Annotated in this window: 16 protein-coding genes; 14 read left to right on the forward strand and 2 right to left on the reverse strand. The window is 58.0% G+C overall.

All coding sequences use genetic code 11. The features are described from left to right. Window positions 1-16 precede the first annotated feature (16 nt). The 9 genes from aepY to RWS31_RS06790 all read left to right on the forward strand — a co-directional run bounded on the left by aepY (window position 17) and on the right by RWS31_RS06790 (window position 8535). Window positions 17-1135, forward strand: coding sequence for a phosphonopyruvate decarboxylase (gene aepY / locus RWS31_RS06750; protein WP_314596944.1), 1119 nt, complete (start codon window positions 17-19; stop codon window positions 1133-1135). 149 nt (window positions 1136-1284) lie between these two features. Next, window positions 1285-1494 carry a 50S ribosomal protein L9 gene (locus tag RWS31_RS06755; protein WP_037367891.1) on the forward strand — a complete coding sequence of 70 codons (210 nt, stop codon included), beginning with the start codon at window positions 1285-1287 and terminating at the stop codon, window positions 1492-1494. A 113-nt stretch (window positions 1495-1607) separates the two neighbouring features. Continuing rightward, window positions 1608-2135, forward strand: coding sequence for an HMA2 domain-containing protein (locus tag RWS31_RS06760; RefSeq protein WP_314596945.1), 528 nt, complete (start codon window positions 1608-1610; stop codon window positions 2133-2135). 6 nt (window positions 2136-2141) lie between these two features. Then, window positions 2142-2966 carry an HMA2 domain-containing protein gene (locus RWS31_RS06765; protein WP_314596946.1) on the forward strand — a complete coding sequence of 275 codons (825 nt, stop codon included), beginning with the start codon at window positions 2142-2144 and terminating at the stop codon, window positions 2964-2966. Next, a complete protein-coding gene (locus tag RWS31_RS06770; protein ID WP_314596947.1) occupies window positions 2963-5053 on the forward strand; it encodes a heavy metal translocating P-type ATPase in 2091 nt (696 codons plus the stop codon). Before RWS31_RS06765 ends, RWS31_RS06770 begins: the two co-directional genes overlap by 4 nt. A gap of 377 nt (window positions 5054-5430) precedes the next feature. Next, entirely contained in the window at window positions 5431-5715 is a 285-nt protein-coding gene (locus tag RWS31_RS06775; RefSeq protein WP_037369648.1) for a DUF2325 domain-containing protein, read from the forward strand. A 470-nt stretch (window positions 5716-6185) separates the two neighbouring features. After that, window positions 6186-6425 (forward strand): FeoA family protein, encoded by a 240-nt coding sequence (locus RWS31_RS06780; protein WP_009645483.1) that lies wholly within the window; start codon window positions 6186-6188, stop codon window positions 6423-6425. Beyond that, window positions 6425-8326: a ferrous iron transport protein B gene (gene feoB, locus RWS31_RS06785; protein ID WP_314596950.1), complete on the forward strand. Its 1902-nt coding sequence runs from the start codon at window positions 6425-6427 to the stop codon at window positions 8324-8326. Before RWS31_RS06780 ends, feoB begins: the two co-directional genes overlap by 1 nt. Window positions 8327-8370: 44 nt before the next feature. Next, entirely contained in the window at window positions 8371-8535 is a 165-nt protein-coding gene (locus RWS31_RS06790; protein ID WP_314596952.1) for a FeoB-associated Cys-rich membrane protein, read from the forward strand. Between the two features lie 137 nt (window positions 8536-8672). On the opposite strand, the gene RWS31_RS06795 is transcribed toward RWS31_RS06790, so the two are convergent. After that, window positions 8673-9479: a class I SAM-dependent methyltransferase gene (locus tag RWS31_RS06795; RefSeq protein ID WP_314596953.1), complete on the reverse strand. Its 807-nt coding sequence runs from the start codon at window positions 9477-9479 to the stop codon at window positions 8673-8675. A 390-nt stretch (window positions 9480-9869) separates the two neighbouring features. On the opposite strand from RWS31_RS06795, the gene fumC reads away from it, so the two are divergent. The 5 genes from fumC (at window position 9870) to RWS31_RS06820 (ending at window position 17306) form a co-directional block, all read left to right on the forward strand. Then, a complete protein-coding gene (gene fumC, locus RWS31_RS06800; RefSeq protein WP_265071025.1) occupies window positions 9870-11234 on the forward strand; it encodes a class II fumarate hydratase in 1365 nt (454 codons plus the stop codon). Further along, window positions 11235-12092, forward strand: a complete 858-nt coding sequence (locus RWS31_RS06805; protein ID WP_314596956.1) for a class I SAM-dependent methyltransferase — start codon at window positions 11235-11237, stop codon at window positions 12090-12092. A 388-nt stretch (window positions 12093-12480) separates the two neighbouring features. Beyond that, window positions 12481-14448, forward strand: coding sequence for a methyl-accepting chemotaxis protein (locus tag RWS31_RS06810; RefSeq protein ID WP_314596958.1), 1968 nt, complete (start codon window positions 12481-12483; stop codon window positions 14446-14448). A gap of 115 nt (window positions 14449-14563) precedes the next feature. Next, entirely contained in the window at window positions 14564-15031 is a 468-nt protein-coding gene (locus tag RWS31_RS06815) for an 8-oxo-dGTP diphosphatase (protein WP_314596959.1), read from the forward strand. 307 nt (window positions 15032-15338) lie between these two features. Continuing rightward, window positions 15339-17306, forward strand: a complete 1968-nt coding sequence (locus RWS31_RS06820) for a methyl-accepting chemotaxis protein (RefSeq protein ID WP_314596960.1) — start codon at window positions 15339-15341, stop codon at window positions 17304-17306. Here the strand turns inward: RWS31_RS06820 and RWS31_RS06825 are convergent. Further along, a partial coding sequence (locus tag RWS31_RS06825; RefSeq protein WP_314596961.1) for a hypothetical protein occupies window positions 17301-17618 on the reverse strand: 318 nt, incomplete at its 5' end. The two genes, RWS31_RS06820 and RWS31_RS06825, sit on opposite strands and share 6 nt — an antisense overlap.

The following is a 17618-nucleotide window of genomic DNA, read 5'->3' on the forward strand; positions in this document are numbered from 1 at the left end:
AGAAGGGGGAGGTATTATGCAGGCGACGGAGTTTTTGGACATCTTGGGCGCAGACTTTTTCGTCGGAGTGCCTGACTCGCAGCTGCGCGCTCTTTGCGACGCCTTGATGGAGCGATACGGCAATCATGCGCCGCACATCATCGCGGCGAACGAGGGGACGGCGGCGGGAATCGCGGCGGGGTATTATCTCGCGACAGGTCGCTCGCCGCTCGTCTATTTGCAGAACAGCGGTGAGGGCAACATCGTCAATGCGCTCGCGTCGCTGCTGCACGAGAAGGCATATGCGATCCCGCTGATCTTCGTCATTGGCTGGCGCGGCGAGCCGGGCGTGAAGGACGAGCCGCAGCACGCCTATCAGGGCGAGGTGACGCTTCCGCTGCTTAAACTTTTGCAGGTCGAGCATTTCGTGCTCGCGAAGGAGACGCGAGGGGAAGACGTGCGCGCCGCTATGGAACGCTTCCGCTCGTCCTTGGAGGAAGAGCGCTCGGTGGCCTTCGTCGTTCGAAAGGGCGCGCTCACGCACGACACGAAGGTTTCCTACAAAAACGGCTATAGGCTGCGCCGTGAGGAGGCGATTCGCACGATCCTCGATGCCGCAGACGAGGGCGATGTCTTCGTCTCGACGACGGGCAAAGCGAGCCGCGAGCTTTTCGAGCTTCGCGAGGCGCGCGGCGAGGGGCATGAGCGCGATTTTTTGACGATCGGCTCGATGGGGCACAGCTCGTCCATCGCGCTCGGCATCGCGCTCGAAAAGAAGGGGCGGCGCACGTGGTGCCTAGACGGCGATGGCGCCTTCCTCATGCACATGGGCGCGGCCGCCGTCATTGCTGCCGCAAAGCCATCGAACTTCTGCCACGTCGTCTTGAACAACGAGGCGCACGAGAGCGTCGGCGGCATGCCGACGGCGGCTTCCTCTATTGATTTCCCGGCGCTCGCGCGTGCGCTTGGCTATGCCGCCGCGTGGCGTGCGAAAGATGGCGAGGAGATTGCCGCCGCCTTGGAGGAGATGAAAGGGCAGGCAGGACCGTGCTTTTTGGAGGTGCGTTGCGCCGTCGGCTCGCGTGCCGACCTCGGCCGGCCGACGATCCCTCCAAAGGCCAACAAGCTAGCAATGATGCGCTTTCTCGGCTATTAATTGATAATATATACTGCCCGATATACCCTTGACAAATGGTAGGATAATCAGTATGATAGAAAAAGACGTTGACGCGAAGAGAGTGCCGAAGGAGCGGTCTTTCGGGTCGACACTTTTTGAATTTTAGGAGGATGAATATCATGGGTACGATTTTTTCTAAGAGCGATTTCTGGATTGGTCTTGCTGTCGGCGCTGTCGCAGGCGTTTTTGGCTACCGCTTCATGCAGGAGCGCGAGCAGCAGATGATGGCGATTCAGCAGGGCGCTCCTGCGGCGCAGGTGCCGCTTGCTGAGCTTCAGCGCCAGAAGGAAGAGCTTGAGGATCTCATCGCTGCGCAGGAAGCCGGCGCGAACCAGTAAGGGAAACATAAGAGGGGCTGCGACAGGCAAATGCTCGTATCGTCATGGCATATTGCGTGCGCAGCCCCTTTCCTGTTTTGCTGTTGATAACGAATTGCATGAAGGAGGACGCTATGGCAAAGGTTTCTTTGGGCTTGCCGCTGGCAGCGGCTGCCGCAGGCACGGTCGTGACGCTCTTTGTTCCGGCGAAGCGTCTGCATATCGTCTGCGGCGCAGCATGGGCGGCACTCTCGCTCGTTCACGTTTGGCAGTATCGCAGGAGGCTCGCGCAGGATCTTGCGGCGACGCCGCTAGGTGCCTGTCTCAAGAAAGATGTGATGAAGAGGGTCGAGGCGGGTCTTCAGAAGCTTCCCCTGCCACCGACGAAGCTCGGCGCACTCATCGGCTCGATGCGCCCCGCCGCCTACGCACCGGGCAGAATGCGCCTCTATAGCTGTTCGCTCGTGGGAAACGAGAAGCTTAGAGAGCAGATTCTAGCGTATTTCGCTGACTGTCCCGAGGTGGACAAGGCAGAGTGCAGTACCCTCACCGGCTCCGTGCTCATCACCTATGAGCCGGAATTCTTTGCTGAGAACGAAGAGCTTTCACAGATTGAAACGTATGTGAAGCATCATGTGCAGATGACACAGGGGAGGAGTTAAATCTTTATGTCTTATATGTCTGGTTTGATGATCGGCACGGCCATTGTCCAAGGCCTCGGCAGCATGCTTTCGGGCGGCGCTTCTGTAGGTCTGGGTGGCGGCATGGGCAGGAGTACGGGCATGAGCGGTCTTTTTGGCATGGCGCCCAGCATGGGTCGGGGCGGCATGGGCAGAAGTTCCGGCATGAGCGGACTCTTTGGTATGATGCCGACGGGCATGAACAGCCTGTTCGGTCAAGGCGCGGGCAGAGGATGCGGCAAGGGCATGGCGCAGGGCGCGTCCGGCTCTCTGGCTGTATCTACACCGACAATGCCCGCCTTCGCGCTGAAGAGTGCCGTGCCCGGGCGCAGGCGCTACTATGCGGCGGCTCTGCAAGGGAACGAGGAGTTGGCCAAGCTTCTGGAGAAGAATCTCGGCCGTATCGCTTTCATCGATTCCGTCAAGGCGTCGAGTGTCACGGGCAGCCTTCTCGTCTGCTATACGGGCGATGAAGAAGCCGTTGACCGACTGATGTCGGATCTCGGTAAACGCGTCTTTGGTGCGGCGGAGCATGCGGGTTTTAAACTGCCGCAGGGACTTTCCAATTTGCTTCCTGCGGCAGGCTTAACGCAGCCGCTCGCTGAACTCGGTGCAAGCATCCGCCGCACAGCAGGCGCGGCGAACGTATGGCTGCACGAGAAGACGCATGGCTGGCTCGATTTCCCGTCGGTATTCGCTCTCGGCTTCATCGTGCGCGGCTTGCGCAAGATCCTGCTCTATGAACAGCGGCCGTCGGGTCCTCAGATGCTTTGGTGGGCATTCTCGATCTTGAAAGGATGGAAGATGATATGACGTATGGGACATGCTCGCTCCGCCTATCGGCGGATCTTGCTCAGGATAAGCGCGCCCTCTTGGGTGCACAGCTTCGAAGCATAAAGGGCGTCGTCGCCGCTTCGGTCGGCGACAAGGCGCTGACGGTCTGGTACAAGGAAGAATTGCCCCTCGCACTCGTGCGTCGGCTCGTCAAGCGCATGGAAGAAGAGTGCGCACCGAGCGATCCCGAGCTTGACATGGCGGGCTATCGGCGCGAAGCAATCTTCTCGCTCGCGAGTTTCGCGGGCATGAAGGCGCTTGAAAAGCTCGCGCCTGAAGCTTTTGCGGGAATGAAGGTGTTTCGCAGTCTCCTCGTCTTGGCCATCGCGCGCAACTTCCTCAAGAACGGCGTCGTGGGCATGGTGAAAGAGCGCCGCCCGAACGCCGACACGCTGACGAGTACGGCGGTTATCGCCTCCGTGCTCGCAGGCAAGCCCGAATCGAGCCTCACGCTGCTGACGCTGTCGAACGGCGCTGAGATGCTGACGGCTTACGCCGCGGAGCGCGCGAAGAAGCAGATTTCCGGCCTTCTGAACATGAACCAGCGCTTCGTCTGGCTCGTTGACGGCGGCGTCGAGCGCAAGGTCGCGGTCGAGTCCGTGCAGGTCGGCGACCGCATCGCGGCACATTCGGGCGAGATGATCTGCGTCGACGGCCGCGTCGTCAGCGGCAAGGCGTCCGTGAACCAGGCGTCGATCACGGGCGAGTCGAATCCCGCGATGAAGCGCGAGAAGTCGCCTGTCTACGCAGGCTCTGTCATCGAGGTCGGCGAGATCGTCATTGAGGTCGAGAAGACGGGCAAGGACACGTCGCTCGCACATATCGTCCATCTCGTCGAAGAGGCGCAGTCGAGACGTGCACCCGTGCAGAATTTCGCCGACAACATGGCGAACATGCTCGTGCCGATCTCGTTCCTCGGCGCGGCGATCGTCTACGGCGCGACGCGCGATTGGCAGAGGGTGCTGAACCTCCTGTTCATCGACTTCTCGTGCGGCTTGAAGCTCTCGACAGCGACGGCGATTTCCGCTTCGATTGCGGCGGCGGCGAAGAAGGGCATCCTCGTCAAGGGCGGCAACTATATGGAAGCGCTCGCTAATACCGATACTGTCGTCCTCGATAAGACGGGCACGATCACGGTCGGCATCCCGCAGATCTCCTCCATCAAGACGGCGGAGGGCGTGACGGAGAAGGAGATGATCCTTCTGGCAGCGTCGGCGGAGATGCACTCCGTGCATCCTCTGGCCGTCGCCATTCAGAAGTACGTTAAGGACAACAACTGGGAAGTGCCGCAGCACCGCTCGTCGAAGACGATCGTCGCACGCGGCATGCAGGCGGTCGTGCCTGATTTCGACGGCTTCAAGGGCGGCGACGTGATCGTCGGCAGCTACAAGTTCATGAAGGAGCGCGGCGTGCAGGGCGCGGGCGAGCTCGTCGTCGAGGACACGACGGAAAACTTCCTCTACATCGCGCGGAACGGCTCGCTCATGGGCATCATCGGCATCACCGATCCCGTGCGCCCGAAGATGAAGAAGACGCTGAACCAGATGCGCCGTTACGGCGTCGACGAGATCGTGATGCTCACGGGCGACTCGGAGAAGGTCGCCGATCATGTGGCGCGTCAGATGGACATCGACTCCTACCATGCCGAGGTCTTGCCCGAAGACAAGGCGAACTACGTCATGAAGCTCAAGGAGCGCGGCGGCAGAGTCATGATGGTCGGCGACGGCATCAACGACGCGCCGGCGCTTGCCTTTGCCGACGTCGGCGTGACGCTCGGCGGTCGCCAGACGGACATTGCCGCCGAGTCTTCGGCAGTGACGATCCGCTCGGAAGATCCTGAAGGCCTCGTCGACGCTCTGCGTCTCGGCAAGCGCACGATGGGATTGATCCATCAGAATTTCCGCGCGACGATCCTCGTCAACTCGGGCGCCATGCTCATGGGCGCATTGGGCATGATCAGCCCGCTGTGGGCGGCTGTCATCCACAACACGGCGACGCTCGCCGTCGTCTTAAACAGCGCGCGCATCCTCTCGACAGGCAAGAAGCTCGCAAGGCGCGTCGGCTGAAAGTAAACTACACGCACAAACGTCCACTTCGTGGACATTGTGCGCCGCCCTTACAGAAGTCTAGCCAATCGGTCTGCACCTTCGGCTTGACCTCTTGGGGCTTCATGGTAAAAAGAAAGGGATACCGCAGAAATTTGTGCGGTATCCTTTTTTGATGCTGCGGTGCATGTGCGCGTCGCTCGCTTCTCTCTGCAGTCCGTTGGAATATCTGCCGCATGATGATGGCGCTTCCTTATCGTACGTTCCCCGCAAGACCAAGACAAAAGTTATACGAATCCCCCTTCATTATGGACTTGACAATCATTCTCAGCTCCTCTATAATAGTGTCATAAAGATGAGTGATATTCATATTTATGATAAAGAAAGGGAGAATGGTTATGAGCAGTGTGGTGATTCTCGGGGGAAACGAGTGTATGGAGTGCCGTTATCGGGAGGCGTGCAAGAGCTGCGGTTTCAAGGCGAAGGTTTTTCCGAAGATGTGTCGAGACCTCAGGAGGAAGATCGGCTCGCCCGATCTCATCATTCTTTTCACGAGCACGGCATCGCACCAGCTTGCCATGCACGCGCAGGAAGAAGCGAAGAAGTGCAACGCAAAGATCGCTTTCTGCCACTCGGCAAGCATGGCGGCGCTGCAGAACGTCCTCGCTGAGCACTCAGCATGAGGGCGGAACGCGTCATGGTGATGCGATGTCTTCTGTGATATTTTAACGAAAGCGCAGGAGCGAAGGGGACGCTCCTGCGCTTTTTGTGTGCAGGAGCGTCGTCGGTCTCAAGGCGGAGCTTCGGGGGAGGCTGCGCATTTGCACCTCTGCGGTATTTTTTACGGGAAGGGTGCAATTTCTTCGGCGGAACGTCCGCCCGCTGTTTGGTTAAATGAGAATATTTATAAATTGATAGAAAAAGTTCAAATCGCGCCTTATTTCCTTGACAGCATGAGCTGGATAGAGTATTATTATCTCTGCCGATGAACTGGATTCAGTTTCATTGTCGTTCTCATTTTTTATGAAACCCCAAGCGATTGAGCCGTAGGCGTAGGCCGATTGGCTGGGTTTCACTAAAGGAGGCGTGCAATGTCCGCAATATGGACGTTTGCGCGTGCAGTTTGTTGTCTTATTTAATGGAGGTAAGAAACATGACGTTGAAAGACGGAAAGACAGGAATGTCTCTTCGTGTCGACAAGGTGGGCGATTCGGAGCTCAAGCAGCGCCTGATGACGATGGGGCTGATCCCGGGCACGCGCATCAAGGTGCTTCCGTCGGCGCCGATGGGCGATCCGATGGCGATCGGGCTTCGCTCGTACAATCTCGCGCTTCGCCGCGCCGATGCGGAGAAGATTGAAGTGACGGAAATCAAGGAAGGAGCGGGAGCCTGATGAGCACCATGAGCGTCGCCCTGACGGGCAACCCGAACACGGGAAAATCGACCATATTCAACGAATTGACGGGCATGCGCCAGAAGATCGGCAACTGGCCGGGCGTCACTGTTGACAAGAAGATGGGCGTCGTCAACTACAAGGATCGCGTGATCACAGTCGTCGATCTGCCTGGCACCTACAGCATCAATGCGCGCTCGGCGGAAGAGCAGGTCGTCATCGACTACTTCAAGACGACGATGCCCGACCTCGCGGTCGATGTCATTGACTCGTCGAATATCGAGCGCAACCTCTTCCTCACGGTGCAGCTCCTCGAAGAGGGCATCCCTCTTCTCATCGACCTCAACATGCAGGACGAGGCGGAAAGAAAGGGCATCCGCATCAATATCCAGAAGCTCGAAGAGGCTCTGGGCATGCCTGTCGTGCAGACAGTTGGCCGCAGCAAGAAGAGCATCCAGAAGCTCATCGAAATCTTCACGACGACCGTCATGTCGAACTACCGTCCGAGTGCGATGGTTGAAGAGCACAAGGCGAAGGCGACGGAACTCAAGAAGAGCGGCCTTTCCGCCGAAGAGCTGGACGAAAAGCTCATCGAGCTGCGCTATGATCTCATCGACAAGATCATGAAGAAGGCGGTTGTCGTCGAAAACGTCGGGCTGTCGACTTCGGAGAAGATCGACCGCGTGCTCGCGAACGGCGTCTTGGCGCTGCCTATTCTCCTCGGCATTCTCTACTTGGTGTTCTGTATCGCCTTCACGTGGATTGGTCAGCCGCTCGCAGATGCCGTCGGCGACTGGATCGGCGGACCGTTCACCGACTGGATCAATGACGCGATGGAATCTGCGGGTGTCGCCGAGTGGCTGAAATCCTTGATTGCAGACGGTATCGTCGCGGGTGTCGGCAACGTCATCAACTTCGTGCCGCTCATTTTCACACTGTTCTTCATGCTGTCCTTCCTCGACGGTACGGGATATATGGCGCGCGTCGCCTTCATCATGGATCCGATCATGCGCCGCGTCGGCCTCACGGGCAAGGGCATCATGCCGCTGATCGTCGGCTTTGGCTGCGGCGTGCCCGCCATCATGGGTGCGCGTGCGCTCGACTCGGAAAAGGACAGGCTCACGTCGATTCTCATCACGCCTTTTTTGACATGCTCGGCGAAGCTGCCGATCATGGCGCTCTTCGCTGCGATGTTCTTCCCTGAACATGCCGCGAATCTCGTATTCTCGATGTACATCATCGGCATCGTCGTCGCCATCATCATGGCGAAGGTTCTGGGCGTCACGGCGTTCAGGAGCCAAGGCTCGACGTTCCTCCTCGAACTGCCGCCGTACCGCATGCCGGACATGAAGACGGTGCTCCTGGAGACTTGGGACAAGGGCAAGGGCTATCTGATTAAAGCCGGTACGATCATCTTCGCAATGAGCGTCGGCATCTGGTTCTTGTCGAATTACAATGCGGACGGCGCTACGGATGAGATGAGCGAATCCTTCCTCGCTTCGATCGGCGGCGGCATGAGCCATCTCTTCGCACTGCATGGCTTCGAGACTTGGGAGTCGGGCGCAGCCGTCGTCACGGGCATCATGGCGAAGGAATCCGTCGTCTCGACGCTCGGTATCCTCTATGGCGTCGGCGATGTCTCGACCGAGGCAGAAGACGCCGCAGAGACGGCGACACAGTTCGCCGGCTCGATGGGTACGGCATTCACGGCAGCCTCGGCGCTCGCCTTCATGGTCTTCTCGCAGCTCTACACGCCGTGCATGACTTCGCTCGGCACGATCAAGAAGGAGACGGGCAAGTGGAGATGGATGTTCTTCGCCGCCCTCTATACCTTCGGTGTCGCCTGGGTCGTCTCACTTCTTGTCTACTGGGGAGCCTGCGCCTTCGGCATGAACGGCTAGGGAAGCCGTCCGTGCTTCGCTACTCCTGAAAGGAGATCTTTGCCATGGCAAGCATCATTGTCGGCGCGATTGTCGCCGTCCTGCTCTTCTTCGCTCTGCGTCACGTCTATCACAATGTGAAAGAAGGCAAGGAAGACTGCTGCAGCGGCAGCTGCAGCGGCGGCTGCGGAGGCTGCGGCGGCAGCTGCAGCACGGGGCAGGAAAAGTAAATAGATGAATATAAGAAAAGCGTCGAGAGATTCTCGGCGCTTTTCTTGTTCGTGCGAATTGTTTATCGTATGCTTGGAGGAGTCGTAAAAATATACGAAGCGTTACCGCAGACCTTTTCAAGACATCTCGCAGCGACTCAGCGGGCTGCGAAATGAAGGCAGGCAATCTTGTCGTTGCAGTTCTTGTTCCACCAAGGAATCACGGAGAGGAGTCCGAACAAGCCCCAGCGGCAGCGGAATCCTTCGTAGAGGGTTCGCTCCTTGAGGAAGGCGATGGCGGGATGGAGTCGTTCTATCTCCTTACCGCTTTTTGCACCCCATTGAAAGGGAGCTTTCTGCGTATCTACGGAATCGTGGTGCTTTTGCTGACCGATGAGGAAAGGCGGCATGATTTCGATGAACATGGACGCATCGGCAAAGGCCTCGGCGAGCATGGCGAAGAGACTGCGCATCTCTTCTTCGCTGAAGTACATGGCAGCGCCTTCCAGAAGAATGAGGACGGGACGGCCTTCGTGCTCGATTTTTTCGATCCAGCCGGAATCGAAGACGGAGGCGGCGAGATTGTGAATGCGTCCGTCTTCTTCTGCCAGTAATTTCTGGCGCAGTTCCATGACGTCAGGCAGGTCGAGGTTGTACCAATCGATCTGCCCGTTGTCGATGCGGTAGAAGCGGGTGTCGAGACCGCAGGCGAGATTGATGCATACTGCATCGGACTGCTTTTCGATGAATGCCTTTGTTTCATGGTCGAGGATGTAACTGCGCACGGCGACCCCCGTTTGCGAGTGCTTGGCGCGGGCGAATTTGGCGAAGTCGTAGTCGATCTGCTCGACGAGCCGCACGGCGAAATCGTCTCGGATCAAGGCGTCTGAGCGCTTCGTTTCTTCTGCTCGCGCCCACAGGGGGATGAGCAAGGTTTCCGCTACACCGCTGAGCTTTGTTTTCATGAAAGGCCTCCTTATAAATAATTGATATAGAATCTCAATATCTACAAACATATTATGATACTTGTTCATCTATGTCAAGGGTGAATACTCATGCTTGTACGGAAGCATAAACTCGGATTGGAGAACCGTGCGGAAGTGGCGATGCAGAAGTATGATATTCATTCCTCATAAAACATTATTGAAAAATATTTTCATATATGTTACACTAAAAGCGTCGGAAAAATTCCGGCGCTTTTCTTTCCACTTGCGGACAGAATTTTTACTATGAAAGTCCAAGAAGTCAAGCCCGAAGGGCGCAGACTGATTGGGTAACTTTCATTAAGGGCGGCGCACAATGTCCACAAAGTGGACGTTTGTGCGTGTAGCTTGCAGATGAAGGAGGAGACGTTTATGGAGTACAAGATCGAGCATGATTCTCTCGGAGAGGTTCGCGTACCGAAGGATCGCTATTGGGGGGCACAGACGCAGAGGAGCTTCGAGAATTTCCCCATCGGCACGGAAAAGATGCCGAAGGAGATCATCCGCGCCTTTGCCATCTTGAAGAAGTCGGCGGCGTTTGCCAACGCGACGCTCGGCAGGCTCGACGAAAAGCGCCGCGACGCCATCGCGAAGGCGGCGGACGAAATTCTCGCGGGCGATCTGGACGGGCATTTCCCGCTCGCCGTATGGCAGACGGGCAGCGGCACGCAGTCGAACATGAACGTCAACGAGGTGCTGGCGAATCGCGGCAACGAGATTGCGGGCGAGAAGCTGCTGCATCCGAACGACCATTGCAATATGTCGCAAAGCTCGAACGACACGTTCCCGACGGCGATGCACATCGCCGCTGTCGTCGCCATCGAGGACAAGCTCCTGCCGTCGATCGACAAGCTCGCCTCGACCTTCGAGCGTTTGATGAAGGAGAATGAAGGAATCGTCAAGACGGGCAGGACGCATTTGCAGGATGCCGTGCCCATTTCCTTCACGCAGGAGATCAGCGGCTGGCGCGCCATGCTCAAGGAGTCGCGTGCACAGATCGAGGCGACGCTGCCGTTCTTGAAGGAGCTGGCCTTGGGCGGCACGGCGGTCGGCACGGGACTCAATGCGCCCGAGGGCTTTGCCGAGGAGGTCGCACGCGTCGTTAGCGACATCACAGGACTCGATTTCCGTACAGCGCCGAACAAGTTCCACGCGCTCTCGGCGAAGGATGAGATGGTCTTCGCGCACGGCGCCTTGAAGGGGCTGGCGACGAACCTCATGAAGATCGCCAACGATGTGCGCTGGCTCGCGAGCGGCCCGCGCTGCGGCCTTGGCGAGATCACGATCCCGTCGAACGAGCCAGGAAGCTCCATCATGCCGGGCAAGGTCAATCCGACGCAGTGCGAATCGGCGACGATGGTGGCGGTGCAGGTCATGGCGAACGATGCGGCTGTCGCCATCGCGGCTTCGCAGGGCAATTTCGAGCTGAACGTCTACATGCCCGTGACGATCTACAACTTCCTGCAGTCGGTGCGCCTCCTGGCGGATTCCCTGCGTTCCTTCGATGAGCGCTGCGTATCGGGCATCAAGGCGAACAAGGAGAAGATGCACGAGAATCTGCACCGCTCGCTGATGCTCGTGACGGCTCTGAATCCTGTCATCGGCTACGAGAAGGCGGCGAAGACGGCGCACAAGGCGTACGAGGAGAACATCTCGCTCAAGGAGGCGTGCGTCGCGCTCGGCTTCCTCGCGCCTGAGAAGTTCGACGAGGTCTTCCATCCCGAGGAGATGGTCTAAGTGACGGATGTCGGCAGGAGTCCGGCCGTACCGGAAGCGGGCGCGGAGAAATCGCCCGAGGACGGCACGGGCAGAAAGCCGAACTACAAGAACTGGTTGCCGCGCCGCATGATTGCGGCGGCGCTCCTGGCAGCTGTCCTCTTCTGGGCGTTCTTCGTGCTCGTGCTCGCTCTTTTGCCGCGTGCGGACGCGTGGCTTGCCCTAGACGGCTTTCTCGCGCTTGCAGCAATCGCTTCGACGCTCCTCACATTTTGGTTCTGCGCGCTCTACCGCATGTTTTCTTACGACGGCAAGCGGCAGTTGGCGCGGCAGATCGTTGAGGGAACGGCGGCATTTGTCAAGCTTCCCGCAGGCGGGCGCATCCTCGACGTCGGCTGCGGCAGCGGCGCTCTGACGATCGCCTGCGCGAAGGGAAATCCCGCGTGCCAGGCGATCGGCGTCGATCTCTGGCGCGGTGTCTACGCCTCGTTCAGCCAGCGGATCTGCGAGGAGAATGCGGCGGCTGAGGGCGTGACGAATACGGAGTTCCGTCCGGGTGACGCCCTCAAGCTCGATTTTCCCGACGAGAGTTTCGATGCGGTGACGAGCAACTACGTTTATCACAACATCCCGAAGATCTCGGGACAGACGATGCTCGAAGAGACGCTTCGCGTCCTGAAGAAGGGCGGCGTCTTCGCGATTCATGACATCATGGAGCACGGCAAGTACGGTGATATGGAAGCGTTCGCCGCCAAGCTGCGAGATGAGGGCTACGAGGAGGTCAAACTTCTCGACACGGCCAAGGGCATGTTCATGAGTCAAGGAGAGGCGCGCTTCATGTGCTGCAGCGCCTCCAAGCTGCTTGTCGGCAGGAAGTGAAGTCGTCGTAACAGAAAAGTGGAAGGCTGTGCATGAGTCGATTCGACTCGTGCGCAGCCTTTTTTGCAGGAGGGGCGGCGCACGATGCCCGATAGGCGGGTGCTGCGTGCATATTTTGCACGCAAGCGACATGGGGCAAACGTCCTTTAAATATTGTTAGAAATTGCTCATGAAATTCGTCTGCGAGGTTTTGATTGCTCTTATTTTTTTCTTTTACAGCAGAAAGTCGTTTCCTTCTATGCAGATTCATCGCAATTCATGTATATTGGAATCAACTGTCAGGGAGTTTCCTCGTTTTGCCCGAATTCGCAGAAAAAACTTTCTTCCCGCAAAGAGGGATTTTTGTTCTATAATAAAAGAAAAGTTGGGAGAAAAAGAGGAGGTTCTTATGAAACTGAAACCGAAGATGCTCTTGGGTATCGGGATTCCGCTCGTTGCGGCATTCCTCATCGTGGGATTCGTCATCAGCTCGATGGCGAGCTCGGCGCTGTCGGAGTCGAAGCAGAGAAGCATGTATGAGATGGGCGAGCATTATGCCAACGCCATCGACAAGATCGTGGAGATGAACCGCGTCGCTGTCGAAACGGCGACGGTGAATTGGGAGGAGGCGATGCCCGAGGGCGAGGCGCTGCACGAGGCGCTGCTGCACATGGCGGAACGCCCGGGCGTCGTCTCCGCCTATATCGGCAGGGCGGACGGCAGCGCGGCGACGAGCGCGTCGTTCCGCGCGGGATACGACCCGAGGGAGCGCCCGTGGTACAAGGAGGCGGCCGCTGCTCCCGACAAGACGATCATATCCAAGCCGTACAAGGCGGCATCCACGGGCAAGCCTGTCTTGACGATCAGCCGTGCCATTGAGAAGAACGGGGAGATCAAAGGCGTCGCCGCCATCGATATTTCGCTCGAATCCGTCGGGGACATCGTGCGGGACGTCAAGGTCGGCGAGACGGGAGCGCTCGTCATCCTAGGGCCGGAGACGGAGTACATCTACCACACGAAGTATACGGTGGACGACCGATTCAACGAGATTGACGGCGGCGCTTACAAGGATCTGGCGGCGAAGCTTACGACGGGAAAGCCTGAGCAGATCGAAGCTGACTATCAGGGCAGCAAGAAATTCTATGCGGGCGTTCCCGTCGGGGAGACGGGTTGGACGGTGCTCATCGCCCTGCCGCGCGACGAGGCGAATGCCGCCGTCACGCACATGAGCATGCTCGTCGTCGCGATCTGTCTCGCGGCTCTCGTGCTGCTTCTCGGCATCACCTATGTATTGCTCCATGCAGTGACGACGCCGATCGGCGTCCTGTGCTCGCTGATGGAGAAGATCGCGGGCGGCGACCTCACGACGCATCTTCCTGCGAGCAGTCGCTCCGATGAGATCGGCGCCCTGCAGAACAGCTGCCGCGACATGATGACGAGCCTGCAGACGATGGTCAAGACGACGAAGGAAGCCGCCGACCATGTGTCGGAGTCGAGCGAGGAATTGACGGCAAGCTCCTCGCAGTCGGCGGACGCGGCGCAGTCGGCGGCGGAAGCCGTCGTCGTCATCGCCGAGGAAAGTGCGCGTCAGAGTACGATCGTTGAGGATGCAACAGGAAAGGTCATGGGCGTCAACGATGAGATGAAGACGATTCGCTCGGCGGTCGGCAAGGCGCAACAGGCGGTTGCCTCGACGGGCGAGGCAACCGAGGAAGGCGCGGAAAAGCTCAGGGGTGCGATCCGCGGCGTCGAAGGGCTGGCCGATGGCTCGACGAAGACGAGCGCGGCGGTCGAAAAGCTCTACGAGGGCTCGAAGAACATCGCGGAGATCAACGAGCTGATCACGAGCATCGCAGGGCAGACGAAACTCCTCGCGCTCAACGCGGCGATCGAGGCGGCGCGCGCAGGCGAGCAGGGCAAGGGCTTCGCCGTCGTCGCCGACGAGGTGCGAAAGCTCGCCGAGCAGAGCGAGCAGGCGGCGCAGGAGATCGGCACAGTCATCGGCAAGAACTCGGAAGAGATCGAGCATGTATTCTCGCTGACGAAGAGCCAGCAGGACGATGTGCGCGAGAATGTGCGAGAGGTCAAAGAGGCAGGCGAGAAGTTCCGCCGCATCATGGGGCTCGTCGAGGAGCTTGAGGGCGAGATCGAATCCGTCGTCAAGATCAGCGAGAAGGTGCAGAAGAGCTGCGCCGAGACGGCGGCCGCCGTGCAGGAGATCAATGAGGTCTCGCATACGGTGCAGCAGAAGGCGACCGACGTCTCCGCCGTATCGGAGGAGCAGGCAGCCTCGACCGAGGAGATCGCCGCCGCCAGCCAGACGCTCGCGCATCTGGCGGAGCAGCTGCAGCAAGGCGTGCAGAAGTTCCGCCTCTAAGATGGAGTCTGCGGCATGCGGGCGCAAGACAAAAGGGAATAAGGCAAGGGACGAGAGCGGTGAAGCGTATCTTGCCCCTTGTTCTTTTTTAGAAGGAAAAGGAAGGAGCTGGAAGATGGAAAGAATGAGCACGCTTTGCTATATCGAGCGTGAGGGCAAGTATCTGATGCTGCATCGCACAATCAAGGAGAACGATGTCAATCACGGCAAGTGGATCGGCGTCGGTGGTCACTTCGAGGCGGACGAGTCGCCCGAGGAATGCCTGCTGCGCGAGGTGGAGGAGGAGACGGGATATCGGCTCCTTTGCTGGCAGTTCCGCGCACTCGTCACGTTCGTTTCGGGCGACGGGGTGACGGAGTACATGCATCTTTTCACGGCGGATCGCTTCACGGGAGAGCCGATCTCTTGCGACGAGGGGGAGCTTGCCTGGGTGGAGAAGGGGCGCATAGAGAGTCTGGAGCTTTGGGAGGGCGACCGCATCTTTCTGCGCCTCCTGGCGCAAGATGCGCCATTTTTCACATTGAAGCTCGTCTACGATGGTGAGGGAGGGCTTCTTGAACATCGCCTGCATCGCTATGCGTGATGAAAGGGAAAAAAGGAGAAATAGGGAGATAAAAAGATAAAATGGAAGATACTGGATGGTAATTGGAGGAAAATGGGATAAGCTCTCCTAAATGAGTGATTTTCATTCGACAAAAGTAGCAGAGAGGATGGGATGAATTTTCTATTTCACGTTTATTAAGAAAATTCTCAGGAAAACGAGGCAGGAAAAAGAGCCGATTTTGCGAATATTGAGGACTAAAGAACGACTTAGGGGGATATTTCTAGGAAGTTAGGGCTTGATTGAGGGATATCCAGGGAATGGGTAAGAAAGGACAGGGATGAATTGTATGAAATTAAAACCCAAGATGCTTTTGGGAATCGGTGTCCCGCTCGTCGTGATTTTCATCATCATGGGTGTCTCCATCAACATGATGGCGAGTTCGGCGCTGACGACGTCCAAGCAGAAGAGCATGTACGAACTTGGCGAGCACTATGCAAACGAGATTGACAAGATCATCGCCGCAGATACCGCCGTGGTCAATACGACGGCTGCCGCTTGGGGCGAGTCGATGCCCGAGGGCGAGGCGCTGAAGGCTACGCTCGTCCACATTGCGAAGTTGCCGGGCGTCGCTTCCGCCTATATCGGCAGGCCAGACGGCAGCTATGAGACGAGTAAGCATTTCCCGGCGGACTATGATCCGCGCACGCGCCAGTGGTACAAGGCTTCGGCGGCGAACCCGGACAAGGCGGTGATGTCGAAGCCGACGACAGCGGCTTCCGACGGCAAAACCGTCGTGACACTCAGCCGCGCCATCGTGCGAAATGGCGCACTCATCGGCGTGCTCTCCGTCAATATTGAGCTTGATGCCGTGCGTGAGGTGGTCAAAGATGTGAAGGTCGGCAAGACAGGCGCATTGGTCATCCTTGGTCCTGATACGGAATACATTCATCATTCGACGTACACGCTCGCGGATAAGTTCAAGGAGATCGACGGTGGCGCTTACAAGGAGATTGCGGAGAAGCTTACATCAGGGACTCCTACACAGCTTGAGGCAGAGTACCAGGGCGATACGAAGTTCTACGCGGGTGTGCCGATCGGCGAGACGGGCTGGACGACTCTCGTGGCTCTGCCGCGCTCCGAGGCGAACGCTGCCGTCACACAGATGGAGATGGCGCTGCTCGTTATCTGCGTCGTTGCGCTCGCGCTCATCTTGGGCGTCACCTACGTCCTGCTGACTTCGGCGATCACGCCGCTCGGGCTCTTGTCCTCTCTGATGGAAAAGGTTGCAGCAGGCGACCTGACGATGCAGCTTTCCTCTGACGTGCGCCGCGATGAGATCGGCGCCCTGCAGACGAGCTGCCGCACGATGCTCGAAGGACTGAAACGCACGGTCAGTTCGACGCGCAAAGCGGCGGGTCAGGTGTCGCAGGCGAGCGAGGAGCTTTCGCTGAACGCCGGACAGACGGCGCAGGTCTCGCAAGTCTCTGCTGAGGCTGTCACGGACATCGCCGAGCAAAGCGCTGCACAGAGTCGAATCGTTGAGGAGACGGCGGAGATGCTCGTGGACGTCGACGAGCAGATGAAGACGATCTCGCAGGCGATTGCGGAAGCCGGTCAGGCGGTCACGTCTACGGGAGAGGCGACGAAGGAAGGCGACGCGATGCTCGATCAGGCCATCGCGGGTGTCGAGGGACTCGCGGACGGTTCGGTGAAGACGGGCGCGGCCGTCGAGAAGCTCTATGCTGGCTCAAAGAATATCGCGGAGATTAACGAACTCATCACGAATATCGCGGGGCAGACGAAACTTCTCGCCCTCAATGCCGCCATCGAGGCGGCGCGCGCCGGCGAGCAGGGCAAGGGTTTTGCCATCGTCGCTCAAGAGGTTCGAAAGCTCGCCGAGGAGTCGGCGGCGGCGGCGCAGGAGATCAGCGGCGTCATCACGCAGAATGCCGAAGAGATCGAGCAGGTCTTCGCGCTGACGAAGGCGCAGCAGGAAGAGGTACGCGAGAACGTCGGGCAGGTCAAGGCGGCGGGGGAAAAGTTCCATCGCATCATGGATCTTGTTGGCGATCTGGAGGCAGCTATCGTGCGCATCGTCGATATCAGCCGCAAGGTTCAGGCGGACTGCGATGCAACGACGGCATCGGCGCAGCGCATCAACGATGTCTCGCACAAGATTCACAAGAAGGCGGCTGACGTGTCCGCTGCCTCGCAGGAACAGGCGGCCTCGACGGAGGAGATTGCCGCTGCCAGCCAGACGCTCGCGAGCCTTGCCATAGAGCTGCAGAACAGCGTGCAGGCATTCCGTCTATAACGTTTCTTTAGAATATATTTTTAAAGAAGAGTTTTGTCTATATACGCAGGAATATAGACAAAGCAAGAATGAGGGAAAAGAGGCGGAGGCTGCAGCTTTGAGAGCCTCCTCCTCTTTTTTGCTTAAGGGAAAATAGATAGAAATACCTAATCGTTTTGTAGAATTATAAAGAAAAGATTTTTCGGGGAAGATATCAAAAAAGCAGAAAATATAAGAAAGATATATATTATGTTCATAAATTATTATAGGCTCATTGTACCCCCCCCCCCCACCGTGGGGGGGGGAGCGCCTTTGGTAGGCGCCACAGGCCGG

Origin of the sequence: uncultured Selenomonas sp. (assembly GCF_963528755.1) — a bacterium.
Classification (GTDB): domain Bacteria; phylum Bacillota; class Negativicutes; order Selenomonadales; family Selenomonadaceae; genus Selenomonas.

Coding starts and splice junctions, on each gene's coding strand:
- fumC (WP_265071025.1), top strand. CDS start 9,870: ATGGAGTACAAGATCGAGCATGATTCTCTCGGAGAGGTTCGCGTACCG.
- RWS31_RS06760 (WP_314596945.1), top strand. CDS start 1,608: ATGGCAAAGGTTTCTTTGGGCTTGCCGCTGGCAGCGGCTGCCGCAGGC.
- RWS31_RS06810 (WP_314596958.1), top strand. CDS start 12,481: ATGAAACTGAAACCGAAGATGCTCTTGGGTATCGGGATTCCGCTCGTT.
- RWS31_RS06775 (WP_037369648.1), top strand. CDS start 5,431: ATGAGCAGTGTGGTGATTCTCGGGGGAAACGAGTGTATGGAGTGCCGT.
- feoB (WP_314596950.1), top strand. CDS start 6,425: ATGAGCACCATGAGCGTCGCCCTGACGGGCAACCCGAACACGGGAAAA.
- RWS31_RS06790 (WP_314596952.1), top strand. CDS start 8,371: ATGGCAAGCATCATTGTCGGCGCGATTGTCGCCGTCCTGCTCTTCTTC.
- RWS31_RS06770 (WP_314596947.1), top strand. CDS start 2,963: ATGACGTATGGGACATGCTCGCTCCGCCTATCGGCGGATCTTGCTCAG.
- RWS31_RS06765 (WP_314596946.1), top strand. CDS start 2,142: ATGTCTTATATGTCTGGTTTGATGATCGGCACGGCCATTGTCCAAGGC.
- RWS31_RS06815 (WP_314596959.1), top strand. CDS start 14,564: ATGGAAAGAATGAGCACGCTTTGCTATATCGAGCGTGAGGGCAAGTAT.
- RWS31_RS06780 (WP_009645483.1), top strand. CDS start 6,186: ATGACGTTGAAAGACGGAAAGACAGGAATGTCTCTTCGTGTCGACAAG.
- RWS31_RS06820 (WP_314596960.1), top strand. CDS start 15,339: ATGAAATTAAAACCCAAGATGCTTTTGGGAATCGGTGTCCCGCTCGTC.
- RWS31_RS06795 (WP_314596953.1), bottom strand. CDS start 9,479: ATGAAAACAAAGCTCAGCGGTGTAGCGGAAACCTTGCTCATCCCCCTG.
- aepY (WP_314596944.1), top strand. CDS start 17: ATGCAGGCGACGGAGTTTTTGGACATCTTGGGCGCAGACTTTTTCGTC.